At 59.9% G+C, this 14,741-nt stretch carries 13 protein-coding genes; 9 read left to right on the top strand and 4 right to left on the bottom strand.

All coding sequences use genetic code 11. The features are described 5' to 3' along the window. Positions 1–17 precede the first annotated feature (17 nt). The 3 genes from QA646_RS16835 to QA646_RS16825 all read right to left on the bottom strand — a co-directional run bounded on the left by QA646_RS16835 (position 18) and on the right by QA646_RS16825 (position 2,861). The gene (locus tag QA646_RS16835; protein ID WP_283056539.1) at positions 18–626 is read right to left on the bottom strand and encodes an alpha-ketoglutarate-dependent dioxygenase AlkB; all 609 of its coding nucleotides are present in this window, start codon (positions 624–626) and stop codon (positions 18–20) included. A gap of 79 nt (positions 627–705) precedes the next feature. Next, entirely contained in the window at positions 706–1,140 is a 435-nt protein-coding gene (arfB, locus tag QA646_RS16830) for an alternative ribosome rescue aminoacyl-tRNA hydrolase ArfB (RefSeq protein WP_283056538.1), read from the bottom strand. A gap of 110 nt (positions 1,141–1,250) precedes the next feature. Continuing rightward, positions 1,251–2,861 (bottom strand): phosphoenolpyruvate carboxykinase, encoded by a 1,611-nt coding sequence (locus QA646_RS16825; protein ID WP_283056537.1) that lies wholly within the window; start codon positions 2,859–2,861, stop codon positions 1,251–1,253. A gap of 353 nt (positions 2,862–3,214) precedes the next feature. On the opposite strand from QA646_RS16825, the gene QA646_RS16820 reads away from it, so the two are divergent. The 5 genes from QA646_RS16820 to QA646_RS16800 all read left to right on the top strand — a co-directional run bounded on the left by QA646_RS16820 (position 3,215) and on the right by QA646_RS16800 (position 7,172). Continuing rightward, a complete protein-coding gene (locus tag QA646_RS16820) occupies positions 3,215–3,946 on the top strand; it encodes a response regulator transcription factor (protein ID WP_283058898.1) in 732 nt (243 codons plus the stop codon). A gap of 134 nt (positions 3,947–4,080) precedes the next feature. Beyond that, on the top strand, positions 4,081–5,874 hold the full coding sequence (locus QA646_RS16815) for a sensor histidine kinase (RefSeq protein WP_283058897.1): 1,794 nt from the start codon (positions 4,081–4,083) through the stop codon (positions 5,872–5,874). Further along, positions 5,871–6,323, top strand: a complete 453-nt coding sequence (locus QA646_RS16810; RefSeq protein WP_283056536.1) for an HPr kinase/phosphorylase — start codon at positions 5,871–5,873, stop codon at positions 6,321–6,323. Before QA646_RS16815 ends, QA646_RS16810 begins: the two co-directional genes overlap by 4 nt. A 152-nt stretch (positions 6,324–6,475) precedes the next feature. Further along, positions 6,476–6,877, top strand: coding sequence for a PTS sugar transporter subunit IIA (locus QA646_RS16805; protein ID WP_104821465.1), 402 nt, complete (start codon positions 6,476–6,478; stop codon positions 6,875–6,877). Between the two features lie 19 nt (positions 6,878–6,896). Next, entirely contained in the window at positions 6,897–7,172 is a 276-nt protein-coding gene (locus tag QA646_RS16800; RefSeq protein WP_104821464.1) for an HPr family phosphocarrier protein, read from the top strand. A 26-nt stretch (positions 7,173–7,198) separates the two neighbouring features. On the opposite strand, the gene QA646_RS16795 is transcribed toward QA646_RS16800, so the two are convergent. Then, positions 7,199–7,828: a glutathione S-transferase family protein gene (locus QA646_RS16795; RefSeq protein WP_283056535.1), complete on the bottom strand. Its 630-nt coding sequence runs from the start codon at positions 7,826–7,828 to the stop codon at positions 7,199–7,201. A gap of 290 nt (positions 7,829–8,118) precedes the next feature. Here QA646_RS16795 and ahcY point away from each other — a divergent pair, with 290 nt between their 5' ends. The 4 genes from ahcY (at position 8,119) to QA646_RS16775 (ending at position 14,741) form a co-directional block, all read left to right on the top strand. Beyond that, positions 8,119–9,519 carry an adenosylhomocysteinase gene (gene ahcY / locus QA646_RS16790; protein WP_283056534.1) on the top strand — a complete coding sequence of 467 codons (1,401 nt, stop codon included), beginning with the start codon at positions 8,119–8,121 and terminating at the stop codon, positions 9,517–9,519. 317 nt (positions 9,520–9,836) lie between these two features. Then, positions 9,837–12,425, top strand: a complete 2,589-nt coding sequence (locus QA646_RS16785) for a PAS domain-containing sensor histidine kinase (protein WP_283056533.1) — start codon at positions 9,837–9,839, stop codon at positions 12,423–12,425. Further along, on the top strand, positions 12,422–13,933 hold the full coding sequence (tsaE, locus tag QA646_RS16780; protein WP_283056532.1) for a tRNA (adenosine(37)-N6)-threonylcarbamoyltransferase complex ATPase subunit type 1 TsaE: 1,512 nt from the start codon (positions 12,422–12,424) through the stop codon (positions 13,931–13,933). Before QA646_RS16785 ends, tsaE begins: the two co-directional genes overlap by 4 nt. 76 nt (positions 13,934–14,009) lie before the next feature. After that, on the top strand, positions 14,010–14,741 hold the full coding sequence (locus QA646_RS16775) for a nucleotidyltransferase family protein (protein ID WP_283056531.1): 732 nt from the start codon (positions 14,010–14,012) through the stop codon (positions 14,739–14,741).

Genomic DNA, 14,741 nt, shown 5'->3' with positions numbered 1-14,741 from the left:
GCGTTTTTCGCGAATCACTATGGAGTCACGCGTCTTAAAGTGAGGTTTATCCGTCCGCCATTCTTCAGCAATGTCGACGTTGCCGGATAGATGCGGTCGACGCCGTGGAAGCAAAGTCTGCCTTCTCCGCCGAGAACGACGATATCGCCGCTGAAAAGCTTGAAAGATAGTGTGCGATCCTTGCGATTGAGACCACCCACTCGAAAGAGGCAGGTGTTGCCGAGCGAGATCGATAGCACAGGCGCGTCGAGATCCTGTTCGTCGCGATCCTGATGCAGGCCCATACGGGCATCGTCCCCATAGAAATTGATGAGACAAGCCTCAGGCGGCTTTTCATAGCCAGCTATCTCATTCCAGAGATCGAGTAGTTGTGTCGGCATGGCTGGCCAGGGCCTGCCAGTTACCGGATGCATCGACTGGTAACGATAGCCGCGCTGCTTGTCCGTGACCCAGCCGAGCGGCCCGCAATTGGTCATGCGCACAGACATCTCCTTGCCGGTGCCGGGCATGGCGGGGGTGTAAAGCGGCGCTTCGGCAGTGACGGCGCGAATCACTTCGACCAGCGCTTCCTGGGTGGAGCGGTCGAGATAGCCGGGGAGATGACGAATTCCGTTGGGTAGGAGCATTTTTGTTTCCTGCGGTGAAGGAACATTCACCCGACAAGCCTAATTTTACCCAACCAAACAAAAACCGCAGCCCGAAAACCTAGTCGCCGCCGGGCTTGCCGCGCATCTTCTTGACCTCCGAGCGGCCCGATTTTTCCTTCAGGCGCCGTTCGATCGAGCCTTTGGTCGGCTTGGTCTTCTTGCGGGGCGGTGGTGGCGGGGCGGCGGCTTCGAGGATCAGTTCCTTTAGCCGCTCGCGCGCATCCTCGCGATTGCGATCCTGGCTGCGGAAGCGGCTGGCCTCGATCATCAGGACGCCGTCCTTGGAGACGCGCCGGCCGGCGAGCCGGATGGCGTTGGCCTTGACGCGGTCATTCAGCGACGGCGAATTCGCAATATTGAAGAACAACTGGACTGATGTCGCGACCTTGTTGACGTTCTGCCCGCCGGGGCCGCCCGCCAGAACGAATTGTTCCGTCAGTTCCCATCCGGCAATGATGATCCGGTCGTTGATATAAAGCGCGTCGCTGGCCATGCGCGTCTATCCCATATTGGCGCGCAGTTGAAAACAGGCCGATGGCAAAATGAAACCCCGGCCGATAGACCGCCGGGGTTTCACGTGAGTCATTGCGTCCAGGCGGCGGATCACTCGGCCGCAGCGCGCAGGCCCGGGGCCGCATCGCGGACATTGCCGTCGACATGGCTTTCAAACTTGGCGAAGTTGGAGACGAACATCTCCACCAGCTTGGCCGCCTGCGCATCATAGGCCTGAGCATCGGCCCAGGTGGAGCGCGGGTCGAGGATGGCGCTGTCTACGTCTTCGACGGCGACCGGCACCGCAAAGCCGAAATTCGGATCGATGCGGAACTCGACATTGTCGAGATCACCCTTCAAGGCTGCGGCCAGCAGGGCGCGCGTCGCCTTGATTGGCATGCGCCGGCCCGTGCCATAGGCGCCGCCGGTCCAGCCGGTGTTGACGAGCCAGCAGCGCGCGCCGTGGCGGGCGATCTGATCCTTGAGCAGATTGCCGTATTCGGCCGGATGGCGCGGCATGAAGGGAGCGCCGAAACAGGTCGAGAACGTGGCTTCCGGCTCGACGACGCCCTTTTCCGTGCCCGCGACCTTGGCGGTGTAGCCGGAGAGGAAGTGATACATCGCCTGTTCCGGTGTCAGCTTGGCGATCGGCGGCATGACGCCGAAGGCATCGGCCGTCAGCATGATGATCGTTTCCGGATGGCCGGTCATGCCGGATTCCGAAGCATTCGGGATGAAATGCAGCGGATAGGCGCTGCGGGTGTTCTCCGTCAGCGAGCCGTCGTCGAGATCGGGCACGCCATGTTCGTCCAGCACGACATTTTCAAGCACGGTGCCGAAGCGGCGGGTCGTGGCGTAGATTTCCGGCTCGGCTTCGGCCGACAGGCGGATGGTCTTGGCGTAGCAGCCGCCTTCGAAATTGAAGATGCCGTTTTCGCCCCAACCATGCTCGTCATCGCCGATCAGCGTGCGCGTCGGGTCGGCCGACAGCGTCGTCTTGCCGGTGCCCGACAGGCCGAAGAAAATCGCCGCGTCGCCGTCCGGGCCGACATTGGCCGAGCAGTGCATCGGCATGACGCCACGCTCGGGCAACAGGTAATTCAGCACGGTGAAGACCGATTTCTTCATTTCGCCGGCATAGGAGGTACCGCCGATCAGAACGATGCCGTTGACGAGATCGCAGGCGATCACCGTTTCCGTGCGGCAGCCATGGCGCTCCGGATCGGCGCGGAAGCTCGGCAGATCGATGATCGTCAGTTTCGGCACGAAGCTTTCCAGCGCCGAGCGTTCGGGACGAATGAGCAGGTTCCGGATGAACAGCGAGTGCCAGGCGAATTCGGTGACGACGCGTGTCGGCAGAGCGTAATCCTGATCGGCGCCGCCGATAAGATCCTGGACGAACAGGTCCTTGCCGTGCACATGCGCCAGCATGTCCTTGTGCAGCAGCGCGAAATGTTCCGGCGACATCGGCTTGTTGTTGTCCCACCAGATCTGGTCTTCGGTCACCGCGTTGCGGACGACGAACTTGTCCTTCGGCGAGCGGCCGGTATGTTGCCCTGTCAATGCTCTCAGCGCACCATGAGCGGTCAGATCGGCTTCGCGCCGACGAATCGCTTCCTCGTAAAGGTGAGACTCAAGAAGGTTATAACGCACACTGGCGGCGGCCCCCAGGCCGATCGATTCGATTTCGATTGCGGGATTGCGGACGCCAAATTGCTCCATTGCTTTATTCCTCAACGTGGCCTCAGCCGTTAAAACTAAATAAAGCGTAGAGGCGTCTTTTTAAAAGCACAAGAGAGGATGGCGAGAAAAATTGAATAATATCATATATTTAATCGATTTAAATAAATTTACATGATTTTAAATCGTTTGAATGCATGTCATCGAGACGTTTCGCCACACAACTAATGGTAGACTATTTGCGCATCCGGCAATCCGCCTCTTTATCTTTGCCACAATTTGTTCCACCTTTATCCCCATAAGCGCGCGCCAGGTTACCGCCAACGAGCTGGCAAGCCACCTGGGCTGGATTCCAAATCCGGGAGAGACGCGCACTGATGACGGAGACGAACACCATGTTGACAATCGCGCTTGTTGACGACGACCGCAATATCCTGACTTCCGTGTCGATTGCCTTGGAAGCCGAGGGATACAAGGTGGAAACCTATACCGACGGCGCTTCGGCGCTCGACGGATTGCTTGCCCGGCCGCCGCAACTGGCGATCTTCGATATCAAGATGCCGCGCATGGACGGCATGGAGCTTTTGCGCCGCCTGCGGCAGAAGTCCGATCTGCCGGTGATCTTCCTGACCTCGAAAGATGAAGAGATCGACGAGCTCTTCGGCCTGAAGATGGGTGCCGACGACTTCATCACCAAACCCTTCTCGCAGCGCCTACTGGTCGAGCGCGTCAAGGCCGTGCTTCGCCGTGCTTCCGCCCGTGAAGTTGCGAATGCGGCCAATAGCGGCACAGCCGCGAAGCCCGGCGCCGTGCAACAAGCCCGCTCGCTGGAGCGCGGGCAGCTTGTCATGGACCAGGAACGCCATACCTGCACCTGGAAGGGAGAACCGGTGACGCTGACCGTCACGGAGTTCCTGATCCTGCATTCCCTGGCGCAACGCCCCGGCGTCGTAAAAAGCCGCGATGCCTTGATGGACGCTGCTTACGACGAGCAGGTCTATGTCGACGATCGCACCATCGACAGCCACATCAAGCGGCTTCGCAAGAAATTCAAGATGGTCGATCTCGATTTTGATATGATCGAAACGCTGTATGGAGTCGGCTACCGCTTCCGCGAAGCGGCCTAGAGCGGGATATCATGCGAAAACCGCTTACACTTTCCGGCATCATGCTCGGATAGTTAACTGGACCATGCTGCAGGCAATGGAATAAGAGCATGCGGACAGGATCGCCGATCCTGTCCTTCGAAAGGGCCGTTGGCTTGGCGCAACTGGTGCAAGATAGAGACATCGACGATACGGAAAGCCCGAGCGACGTCAGAATCGCCCGCCGTCGGTGGACTCACCCTTTCACGCTGATCCGCCGCATCTTCGGCAATGCCGTCTTCTCGAGCCTGACGCGGCGTATTCTGTTCTTCAACCTCGCCGCCCTCGTCGTTCTCGTCGGCGGTATCCTCTATCTCAATCAGTTCCGCGAGGGCTTGATCGACGCCCGCGTCGAGAGCCTGCTAACGCAGGGCGAAATCATCGCCGGTGCCGTCTCGGCATCCGCTTCGGTCGACACCAATTCCATTACCATCGACCCGCAGAAGCTATTGGAACTCCAGGCGGGGCAGAGCATCACGCCGGTTCCGAACGATGAGGACCTGGAGTTTCCGATCGATCCGGAGAAGGTGGCGCCGGTGTTGACGCGGTTGATTTCGCCGACGCGCACCCGCGCCCGCATCTTCGATGCCGACGCCAATCTGCTGCTCGACAGCCGCCATCTCTATTCGCGCGGTCAGGTGCTGCGCTACGATCTGCCACCGGTGGAAGATGCGGCACAAAGCTGGTCGGACTGGTTCAGCGGCCTGCTCAACAAGATGCTGCAGCCGGGCAACCTGCCGGTTTATAAGGAAGCGCCCGGCGGTGACGGTTCGATCTACCCGGAAGTAATGAATGCGCTGACCGGCGTGCGCGGCGCCGTGGTGCGAACCACGGAAAAGGGCGAGCTGATCGTCTCCGTTGCCGTCCCCATCCAACGTTTCCGCGCCGTGCTCGGCGTATTGCTGTTGTCGACGCAGGCCGGCGATATCGACAAGATCGTCCATGCCGAACGCTTGGCGATCATGCGCGTCTTCGGTGTCGCGACCCTGGTTAACGTCGTTCTGTCGCTGCTTTTGTCCTCGACCATCGCCAATCCGCTGCGCCGGCTTTCGGCCGCCGCCATCCGCGTGCGCCGCGGCGGAGCGAAGGAGCGTGAGGAAATTCCTGATTTCTCCGCCCGCCAGGATGAAATCGGCAACCTGTCGATCGCGCTGCGCGACATGACGTCAGCGCTCTACGACCGTATCGATGCGATCGAAAGTTTCGCCGCCGACGTCAGTCACGAACTGAAGAACCCGCTGACATCGCTGCGCAGCGCCGTCGAAACGTTGCCGCTCGCCAAAAGCGACGATTCCAAGAAACGGCTGATGGATGTCATCCAGCATGACGTACGCCGCCTTGACCGGCTGATCAGCGATATTTCCGACGCATCCCGCCTCGATGCCGAACTTGCGCGCTCGGACGCGAAATCGCTCGATCTCGAAGTCCTGTTGCGCGACATGATCGATATTTCCCGGCAGGTCGGGCATTCTAAGAAGGCGGTCGAGATAGATTATGTCGTCGACCGCAAGCCGGGTGCGAAAACCAAGTTCACCATCGACGGCCACGATCTGCGCATCGGCCAGATCGTCACCAACCTCATTGAGAACGCCCGCTCTTTCGTTGCGAAAGACACCGGAAAAATCACAGTCAGACTGACGCGAACGCGAACGCGCTGCGTCATCTATGTCGAAGACAACGGGCCGGGCATTCAGGCGGAAAATATCGATCGCATTTTCGAGCGTTTCTATACCGACCGGCCGGAAGCGGAAGGTTTCGGTCAGAATTCCGGTTTGGGCCTTTCGATCAGCCGGCAGATCGCTGAGGCGCATGGCGGATCTCTGCGTGCTGAAAACATCGTCGACGGTGATGGCGCGACGCTGCTCGGCGCCCGCTTCATCCTCTCATTACCAGCCGAAACACCGGCATGAGCGGCAAAGCGACCAATGTCCACGGGACAGCGATCGTCGTCGGCAGGACCGGCCTGTTGTTTTTGGGGCCATCGGGCAGCGGCAAGTCCTCGCTTGCTTTTGCCTGCCTGGCCGCCGCCAAGCCGCTTGGCCTTTCCGCAGCATTGGTCGCTGACGATCAGGTTTTCATCATGCAACGTGATGGTGCCATCATCGCCGAATGCCCGCCTTCTATCGCCGGCCTGATGGAGATCCGCTACACCGGCATCGTTCGACTTCCCCATGTTTCCGAGGCCGAAATGCACTACGCCATCCGCCCGGTCGATCCAGCGACGGCGGAGCGGCTCCCTCCGGAAAACGAAACGACGGATATCGCTCAATCCATTCGCCTGCCGCTGATCCGCCTGTCCGCAACATCGGCAAATCCGCTCGCGGTGATTATGGCAAAAACCATCATCAGTTTGGGTTAATCGGCCATTTAGGTCGCCGCAGGCGCCCAAATATCATATTTTAAGCTTGCACTTCGGCTTTTCATCGCCAAGATGTCCCCCCACCGGTGGACGACATTGCTGCATTGCGATATGGGCCACCTGTTTGCGTGTGCGATGGGAGCAGTAATATCATGATCGGACTTGTGCTTGTCACTCATGGCAAGCTGGCTGAAGAGTTTCGGCATGCCGTCGAGCATGTCGTTGGTCCGCAGAAGTTCATAGAGACGGTATGCATTGGTCCCGAAGACGACATGGACAAGCGTCGGCAGGACATCCTGCAGGCCGTTTCCGGCGCCGACGACGGGCATGGGGTCATCATTCTTACCGATATGTTCGGCGGCACTCCTTCCAATCTCGCGATCTCGGTCATGAATAGCGGCCATACGGAAGTTATTGCCGGTGTCAATCTGCCGATGCTAATTAAGCTTGCGGGCGTACGGGGCGACAACAACATGGAGAAGGCTCTGGTTGAAGCTTCCGAGGCCGGACGCAAATATATAAATGTGGCCAGCCGTGTACTCAGCGGCAAATGACGAGACAAGCATCCCGCCTATGACGGAACTTTCCCGGGAACTTCTGATCATCAACAAACGCGGCTTGCATGCCCGCGCTTCCGCCAAATTCGTACAGACCGTCGAAGCCTACGACGCCACCATCACCGTCTCGAGGGACGGAACCACCGTCGGCGGCAACTCGATCATGGGCCTGATGATGCTTGCCGCAAGCCCCGGCTGCAGCGTGCTCGTCACCGCGAGCGGTACCCAGGCCGCCGAGGCACTCGATGCGCTGGATCGCCTGGTCGCCGACAAGTTCGGCGAGGAAATGTAAGCCTCATCCCCTGCGCCCATCGTGCTTCAAGCGCCGGAATGCGGATCGATGCTATAGGGGTGCACGGGATAGCCGGGCCCAATGGCATCTCGGACACGGTCGGACCAGGCGGCGACCGCCGGATAGTCGGCCAGAGGAAAGCCGCAATCAGCGGCTCGGTGGCTATAGGCGTAGACGGCTATATCGGCGATCGACAAACCATTTCCGACAAGAAACGAAAGACCGGTTAGGCTGCGTTCCATTGCCGTGAGGGCGCGGACTGCAGCTTCGCGCTTTCCCGAGACCAAATTCTGATTGCGTTCGATCCGCCCGGTCAGCGTCCAGAAGCGCAGCGAACCGATGACCGGCTCGATATGGTATTGCTCGAAGAACAGCCATTGCATGACCTTGGCACGCTGATAGCGGTCTGCCGGCAGAAAGGGCGTACCTTCGGCGAGATAGGTGAGGATCGCGTTCGATTCCGCAATGGCACGTCCGTCGTCCAGCTCGAGGACGGGGATGGCGCCCACCGGATTGAGATCCAGGAAAGCGTCGGCGCGGCTTTCACCTTCGAAAATCGAGACGAGACGGCTGGTATAGGGGATTTCGAGCAGGCCAAGCAGAACCCTCGCTTTCCAGCCGTTCTGCGATGGCAAATAGTCATGAAGTGTGAGCATGGCGCTTCCCTCGCTGTGAAAAGCCGAGTTTGCCAGCCACCGTGAACCGCGCAATCCGAATCTTGCGCTCCAATCGGATAGATTGGCGGAGCGTCGGCGTTCTCTCATCGAGAGGCGGCTCTAAAATCGATTGATATAAAGATATAAAGACTTCTTTATATCAACATTGATTTCGAGCCTGAAGCCTGCTACAGGGCATCATCCCACACGCTGTCAGCGTGCAATTCTAGTTGCATTCGGCCGAGGCGTTCGCCTGTGGTCCGTTCGCATCGTTCAGGCTGGAGACCTTCATGAGCACTGAAAAGGACTACATCGTCGCGGATATCGGCCTTGCCGACTTCGGCCGCAAGGAAATCACGATCGCCGAAACCGAAATGCCGGGCCTGATGGCCTGCCGCGCCGAGTTCGGCGAAGCACAGCCGCTGAAAGGCGCGCGCATCACCGGCTCGCTGCACATGACGATCCAGACCGCCGTCCTCATCGAGACGCTGGTGGCACTCGGCGCAGAAGTCCGTTGGGCATCCTGCAACATCTTCTCGACCCAGGACCATGCCGCTGCCGCAATCGCCGCCTCCGGCGTTCCGGTCTTCGCCGTCAAGGGCGAAAGCCTCGAAGACTACTGGACCTACACCGACAAGATCTTCCAGTGGACCGACGGCGGCCTCTCCAACATGATTCTCGACGATGGCGGCGACGCCACGATGTACATCCTGCTCGGCGCTCGCGCCGAAGCCGGTGAGGACGTGCTCTCCAACCCGCATTCCGAAGAAGAGGAAATCCTCTTCGCGCAGATCAAGAAGCGCCTGCAGGCAACGCCTGGCTGGTTCACAAAGCAGCGCGACGCCATCAAGGGCGTGACCGAAGAGACCACCACCGGCGTCAACCGCCTCTATCAGCTCAGCCAGAAGGGCCTGCTGCCCTTCCCGGCGATCAACGTCAACGACAGCGTCACCAAGTCGAAGTTCGACAACAAGTACGGCTGCAAGGAATCGCTGGTCGACGGCATCCGCCGCGCAACCGACGTAATGATGGCCGGCAAGGTCGCCGTCGTCTGCGGCTACGGCGACGTGGGCAAGGGTTCGGCTGCTTCGCTTTCCGGCGCCGGCGCACGCGTCAAGGTCACGGAAGTCGATCCGATCTGCGCCCTGCAGGCCGCCATGGACGGCTATGAAGTCGTTCAGCTCGAAGACGTCGTTTCGAGCGCCGACATCTTCATCACCACCACCGGCAACAAGGACGTCATCCGCATCGACCATATGCGCGCGATGAAGGACATGGCGATCGTCGGCAACATCGGTCACTTCGACAACGAAATCCAGGTTGCCGCTCTGCGTAACCTCAAGTGGACGAACATCAAGCCGCAGGTCGACATGATCGAGTTCGCCAAGGGCAACCGCATCATCCTGCTGTCGGAAGGCCGCCTGCTGAACCTCGGCAACGCCACCGGCCATCCGTCCTTCGTCATGTCGGCTTCCTTCACCAACCAGACGCTGGCGCAGATCGAGCTCTTCACCAAGCCCGGCCAGTACCAGAACCAGGTCTACGTGCTGCCGAAGCACCTCGACGAGAAGGTTGCGCGCCTGCACCTTGCCAAGCTCGGCGTGAAGCTGACGGAGCTTTCCGAAGAGCAGGCTTCGTATATCGGCGTCACTCCGCAGGGTCCGTTCAAGTCCGACCACTACAGATACTGATCTTACGATCGATATCCACAATATCTTGTGGCCCCGGCATTGACAAATGCCGGGGCTTATTTTTTGGCCGGCTCCCTTCCCGGCGATTCCCTTAGGCAGTATTGTTTTAAGACTTGATTCGTGACGAACCGGGCATGCCCGGAGCCATGAAAATGGGATGTCTTGTCGAGATGCGGCACAATAGAGTCGGATGATTTTAGGTCGACACGACCTAAAATCTGAATCCGCTCTACAATCAAATAAGTAGAGCATGATGTCGTCCAAAAACCGCTTACACTTTTCGGCATCATGCTCTGAAGGACGGAGACAGACCGCTTATGTCTGAAGGGAAAGACAACCTGCCTCAGCCGGCGATACCCCTAGCGGCGATCGCACGGCGGCGGCAGGGCGGCGCATATATGCTTTTACCGCGGGCAAAGCGGCGGACGGATGCAGGCCGGTTGGCCTCATTGGCCCGCCTGCTGCGTTTCAGCGTTTTCGGTGGCATCGTCAGCGGCCTGGCGGGTCCCGTGCTGGCGCAGACGAGCGCTGGCACGCCGGCTGCGGTCCGTCTCTTTACCTCCTCCGAAATGGTCATCTTTTCCGTCATCTTCGGCGTGATTTCAGCGGCGCTTCTGTCGACCGTATGGATGATCCGTCAGCGCGGCAACATGGAAAGCGAGAGCCGCGAAATCCGCACAGCGCTGTCGGACGCCAACCAGCGCATTTCGCAGTATCAGGCACTGATCGCCGACAAGAACCGCCGGATCGTCATCTGGGATGGCCAAAATGCACGGCCGGAGCTGCTTGGTCAGCTTCCCGTCGAGACCGGTGCGCCGCAGGACAACGAATTCCTCGCTTTCGGCCGCTGGCTGAAATCCTGGTCGGCCGGCGAGCTGGACAAGGCGATCGACAAGCTGCGCAGCAATGGCCAAAGCTTCGATATGGTCGTCGAGACGAACCGCGACGAGATCTTGGAGGCGCAAGGCCGCATCTCCGGCGGCCGCGCCTTCGTCCGCTTCATCGCACTCAACAATCTGCGCGCCGAACTGGCCGAGCTGAAGATCGAGCGCGACCGGCTGATGACCTCGATCTCCGCTTTCCAGAATCTGCTCGATGCTATCGACCTGCCGGTCTGGCGGCGCGATACCGAGGGCAAGCTGACCTGGGTCAACCAAGCCTATGGCGAGGCAGTCGAGGCCGTATCGCCGGATGAGGCCATCCGCGAAGGCCGCGAATTCCTGACCACCGTCGCGCGCGAGCGCATCCGCGCCTCCACCACGCCGGAATCGCCCTTCCACGACAAGATTTCCACCGTCGTACACGGCAATCGCACGTTCTTCGATGTCATCGACGTCAAATCCTCAGACGGTTCGGCCGGCATCGCTATCGACGTTTCCGAAGCGGAAGCGGTCCGGGCCGAGCTGGCCCGCACGTTGAAGAGCCATGCCGAGACGCTCGATCATCTGGCGACACCGGTCGCGATTTTCGATGGCGACCGGCGGCTGCAATTCTACAATCAGGCCTTCGTCCAGCTCTGGGAGCTCGACATCGCTTTCCTCGAGAAGAAGCCTGATAATAGCGAGCTGTTGGATCGGCTGCGCGGCGCCAAGAAGCTGCCGGAGCAACTGAACTGGAAGACCTGGAAAGACGGCGTCCTTTCGGTCTATCGCGCGCTCGATACGCAGACGGATCTTTGGCACCTGCCGAACGGACAGACCTTAAGGGTTTTTGCCACCGCCCATCCCCAGGGCGGCGCCACCTGGGTATTCGAGAACCTCACCGAGCAAGTCGATCTCGAAACACGCTACAACACGCTGGTCAAGGTGCAGGGCGAGACCATCGACCATCTCTCCGAAGGCGTTGCCGTCTTTGGGCCGGATGGCCGCATCCGCCTCTCCAATCCGGCATTCCGCATCTTGTGGAACATCACCGAGGCCCAAGCCAAGCCGGGCACGCATATCCAGGCGCTCGCCGAGGCTTGCGCGCCTTCCTACGACCGGCCAGATGGCTGGAAGCGGTTTGCGGAGCAGATCACCAGCTTCGACGACGAACGCCCGTCGTCGCAAGGCACGCTGGAGCTCTATTCCAACCTCGTGCTCGACTATGCGGTCATTCCGCTGCCGAACGCGCAGACCATGCTGACCTTCGTCAACAAGACCGACAGCGTGCGGGCCGAACGGGCGCTTACCGAAAAGAACGAGGCTCTGCTGAAGGCCGACGAGCTGAAGAACGATTTTGTCCAGCATGTCTCCTACGAGCTGCGCTCGCCGCTGACCAACATCATCGGCTTTACCGATCTTTTGAAGACGCCGGGCATTGGGCCGCTCAACGACCGTCAGGCGGAGTATATCGATCATATCTCCACCTCTTCCTCGGTACTGCTGACGCTGGTCAACGACATCCTCGATCTTGCGACCGTCGATGCCGGCATCATGCGGTTGAATTATTCCGAGATCGGACTGGACGACCTACTCGATGAAGTGTCGATGCAGATCGCCGATCGGCTGCAGGAAAGCGGCGTGACGCTGGAAATCACCGTGCCCGCACATCTCGGCTCCGTCGTAGCGGATCAGCAGCGGCTGAAGCAGATATTGCTCAAGCTTCTGACCAATGCCGCCAATTTCGCGCCCGAAGGCTCGACGATCGAGCTCAGATGCGCGCGCGAAGGCACGGATTTCGTCTTCTCGGTCGCCGATAAGGGTCCGGGCATCCCCGAAGAGATCATGCGCACGGTGTTCAACCGCTTTGCCTCCAGCGGCAAGGGCGGCAAGCGTAGCGGGGCCGGCCTCGGTCTCTCCATCGTCGAAAGCTTCGTCAGCCTGCATGACGGCCAGGTCTCGATCGAAAGCCAACCGGGCAAGGGAACCACGGTCACCTGCCGGATTCCCTCCGCCGAATTGCCGCACTCCGTCGCAGCAGAATGACAGCAGCGAACAACAGCATTTCCCTTTTCCTGGCAGACGACGCGGCAACCACTCGCCTGGGCGAGGATCTGGCGCTGGCGCTCAAGGCCGGCGATTGCCTGGCGCTGTCGGGCGACCTCGGTGCCGGCAAATCGTCGCTGGCCCGTGCCCTCCTACGCGCTGTGGCTGACGATGCCGAGCTGGACGTACCAAGCCCGACTTTCACGCTCGTGCAATTCTACGAGCTGCGCATCCCGGTTTCGCATTTCGATCTTTATCGCTTGGGCGACCCTAGCGAGCTCGACGAACTCGGTTTCGACGAGGCGCTGCTGACCGGCATCTGCCTGGTGGAATGGCCGGAGATGGCCGAAGGCGAACTGCCGAAAGAGCGCATCGATCTGAGGCTCGAACACGAAGGCGAAGGCCGTCGCGCGACCATTACGGCGCCCGCCAAGCAATTCGCCCGCATCCAGCGCGTTCTGGCGATCCGCGCTTTCCTCGATGCTCATGACTATGCCGGCGCCAAGCGCCGTTTCCTGACGGGCGATGCTTCGCTGCGCGCCTATGAGTCCATCCATCCGCATGGCGGCGGCAAACGCGTGATCCTGATGGATTGGCCGCGCCTGCCCGAAGGACCGCCCGTGCTCGACGGAAAGCCCTATCCGAAGGTCGCGCATCTCGCCTGGGACGCCTATCCTTTCGTGGCGATCGCCAATGTGCTGCGCGAAAACGGCTTTGCAGCGCCGGAGATATTCGCGGCCGACTACGACCAGGGCATTCTTCTGATCGAGGATCTCGGCACCGATGGCGTGCTTGACGCAGAAGGCAAGCCGATTGCCGAACGCTACCGGGCAAGCGTCGCCTGTCTGGCGCATCTGCATAGCCGTGATATCCCGCAGGATATTCCGGTCACGTCGGATCACGTCCATCATATTCCGGACTTCGACCGCACAGCCATGACGATGGAAGCGCGGTTGCTTATCGACTGGCATCTGCCCTGGAAACGCGGCGCCCCGGCGAGCGACGAGGAACGGGCGGACTATCTAGCGATCTGGAACGGCCTAATCGATGAGCTGGACGATACGGAAAAGAACCTGCTGCTGCGCGATTTCCATTCGCCGAACATCATTTGGCGGGCCAAGGAAAAAGGCATCCAGCGAATCGGCCTCATCGATTTCCAGGACGCGATGATCGGGCCGACGGCCTATGACCTCGCCTCCATCGTCCAGGACGCGCGCGTCACCATCGAACGCGATCTGCACGATCAATTGATAGCGGATTATCTGGCGCTCCGGCATGCCCAGGGCGGTTTCGATGAAGCCAAGTTTCTGAAGAGCTGGGCGATCATGTCGGCGCAGCGCAATTGCAAACTTGCAGGCCTCTGGGTGCGGCTGTTGCAGCGCGACAGCAAGCCCGGTTATATGAAGCATATGCCGCGCACGCTCGCCTATCTCGCCATCGCTTTCGAACACGAAACGCTCGCCCCGTTGCGCGAATGGTGTGCAAGAACCGGAATAGGCGACGTCTAGCTGCCTGAGAGCGGCGACGGTTTTCCTCCGATATGCTAAAGGAAGAAAGCTGAGCGAATCACAAATTCGAGACGAGATGACCATCAGACAAGCCATGGTAATGGCCGCGGGCCTCGGGACCCGCATGCGGCCGATCACCGACACCATTCCGAAGCCGCTGGTAAAGATCGCGGGCAAGCCGATGATCGATTATGCGCTGGATGCGCTGGCCGATGCCGGCGTCGAGCAGGCGGTGGTCAATGTTCATCACTTTGCCGACCAGATGGAAGCGCATCTATGCAATTATCGAAAGCTCGAGGTCCTGATCTCGGATGAGCGGGATGCGCTGATGAACAATGGCGGCGGGCTGGCCAAGGGATTGAAACTTCTCGGCCGCGATCCGGTCTTCGTCATGAATTCCGATCTCTTCTGGATCGGCGAGACGGAGGGTAGGCCGACCAATCTGCAACGCTTAGCCGGATTCTTCGATGCTGCGCGCATGGACTTCGCCATGCTCTGCGTAGCGCTTGACAAGACGACGGGCCATAACGGCAAGAACGATTTCAGCCTGGCGGAAGACGGCCGGCTCTCGCGCTATAGCAACACTGCTGGGAATGGCGTCGTCTACGCGGGTGCGATCATCATGAACCCATCGGTTCTCGATGACGCGCCAAAAGAGGCCTTCAACATCAACATCTACTACGACAAGGCGATCGCCAAGGGTCGACTCTACGGCACCATGCTCGACGGGCATTGGCTGACCGTCGGCACGCCGGAGGCGATCGGCGAGGCAGAGGAAACGATCCGGACTTTCCGGGCGTTTGCGTGA

The organism is Rhizobium sp. CB3090 (assembly GCF_029714285.1).
GTDB lineage: Bacteria > Pseudomonadota > Alphaproteobacteria > Rhizobiales > Rhizobiaceae > Rhizobium.
This window is presented reverse-complemented; position numbering and strand designations above follow the sequence as displayed.

What these genes read in the sequence shown, in the direction of transcription:
- QA646_RS16795 (WP_283056535.1), bottom strand. Translation starts at nt 7,828, where the DNA reads ATGCTCACACTTCATGACTATTTGCCATCGCAGAACGGCTGGAAAGCG.
- QA646_RS16820 (WP_283058898.1), top strand. Translation starts at nt 3,215, where the DNA reads ATGTTGACAATCGCGCTTGTTGACGACGACCGCAATATCCTGACTTCC.
- QA646_RS16825 (WP_283056537.1), bottom strand. Translation starts at nt 2,861, where the DNA reads ATGGAGCAATTTGGCGTCCGCAATCCCGCAATCGAAATCGAATCGATC.
- tsaE (WP_283056532.1), top strand. Translation starts at nt 12,422, where the DNA reads ATGACAGCAGCGAACAACAGCATTTCCCTTTTCCTGGCAGACGACGCG.
- QA646_RS16775 (WP_283056531.1), top strand. Translation starts at nt 14,010, where the DNA reads ATGACCATCAGACAAGCCATGGTAATGGCCGCGGGCCTCGGGACCCGC.
- QA646_RS16805 (WP_104821465.1), top strand. Translation starts at nt 6,476, where the DNA reads ATGATCGGACTTGTGCTTGTCACTCATGGCAAGCTGGCTGAAGAGTTT.
- ahcY (WP_283056534.1), top strand. Translation starts at nt 8,119, where the DNA reads ATGAGCACTGAAAAGGACTACATCGTCGCGGATATCGGCCTTGCCGAC.
- QA646_RS16785 (WP_283056533.1), top strand. Translation starts at nt 9,837, where the DNA reads ATGTCTGAAGGGAAAGACAACCTGCCTCAGCCGGCGATACCCCTAGCG.
- QA646_RS16810 (WP_283056536.1), top strand. Translation starts at nt 5,871, where the DNA reads ATGAGCGGCAAAGCGACCAATGTCCACGGGACAGCGATCGTCGTCGGC.
- arfB (WP_283056538.1), bottom strand. Translation starts at nt 1,140, where the DNA reads ATGGCCAGCGACGCGCTTTATATCAACGACCGGATCATCATTGCCGGA.
- QA646_RS16800 (WP_104821464.1), top strand. Translation starts at nt 6,897, where the DNA reads ATGACGGAACTTTCCCGGGAACTTCTGATCATCAACAAACGCGGCTTG.
- QA646_RS16835 (WP_283056539.1), bottom strand. Translation starts at nt 626, where the DNA reads ATGCTCCTACCCAACGGAATTCGTCATCTCCCCGGCTATCTCGACCGC.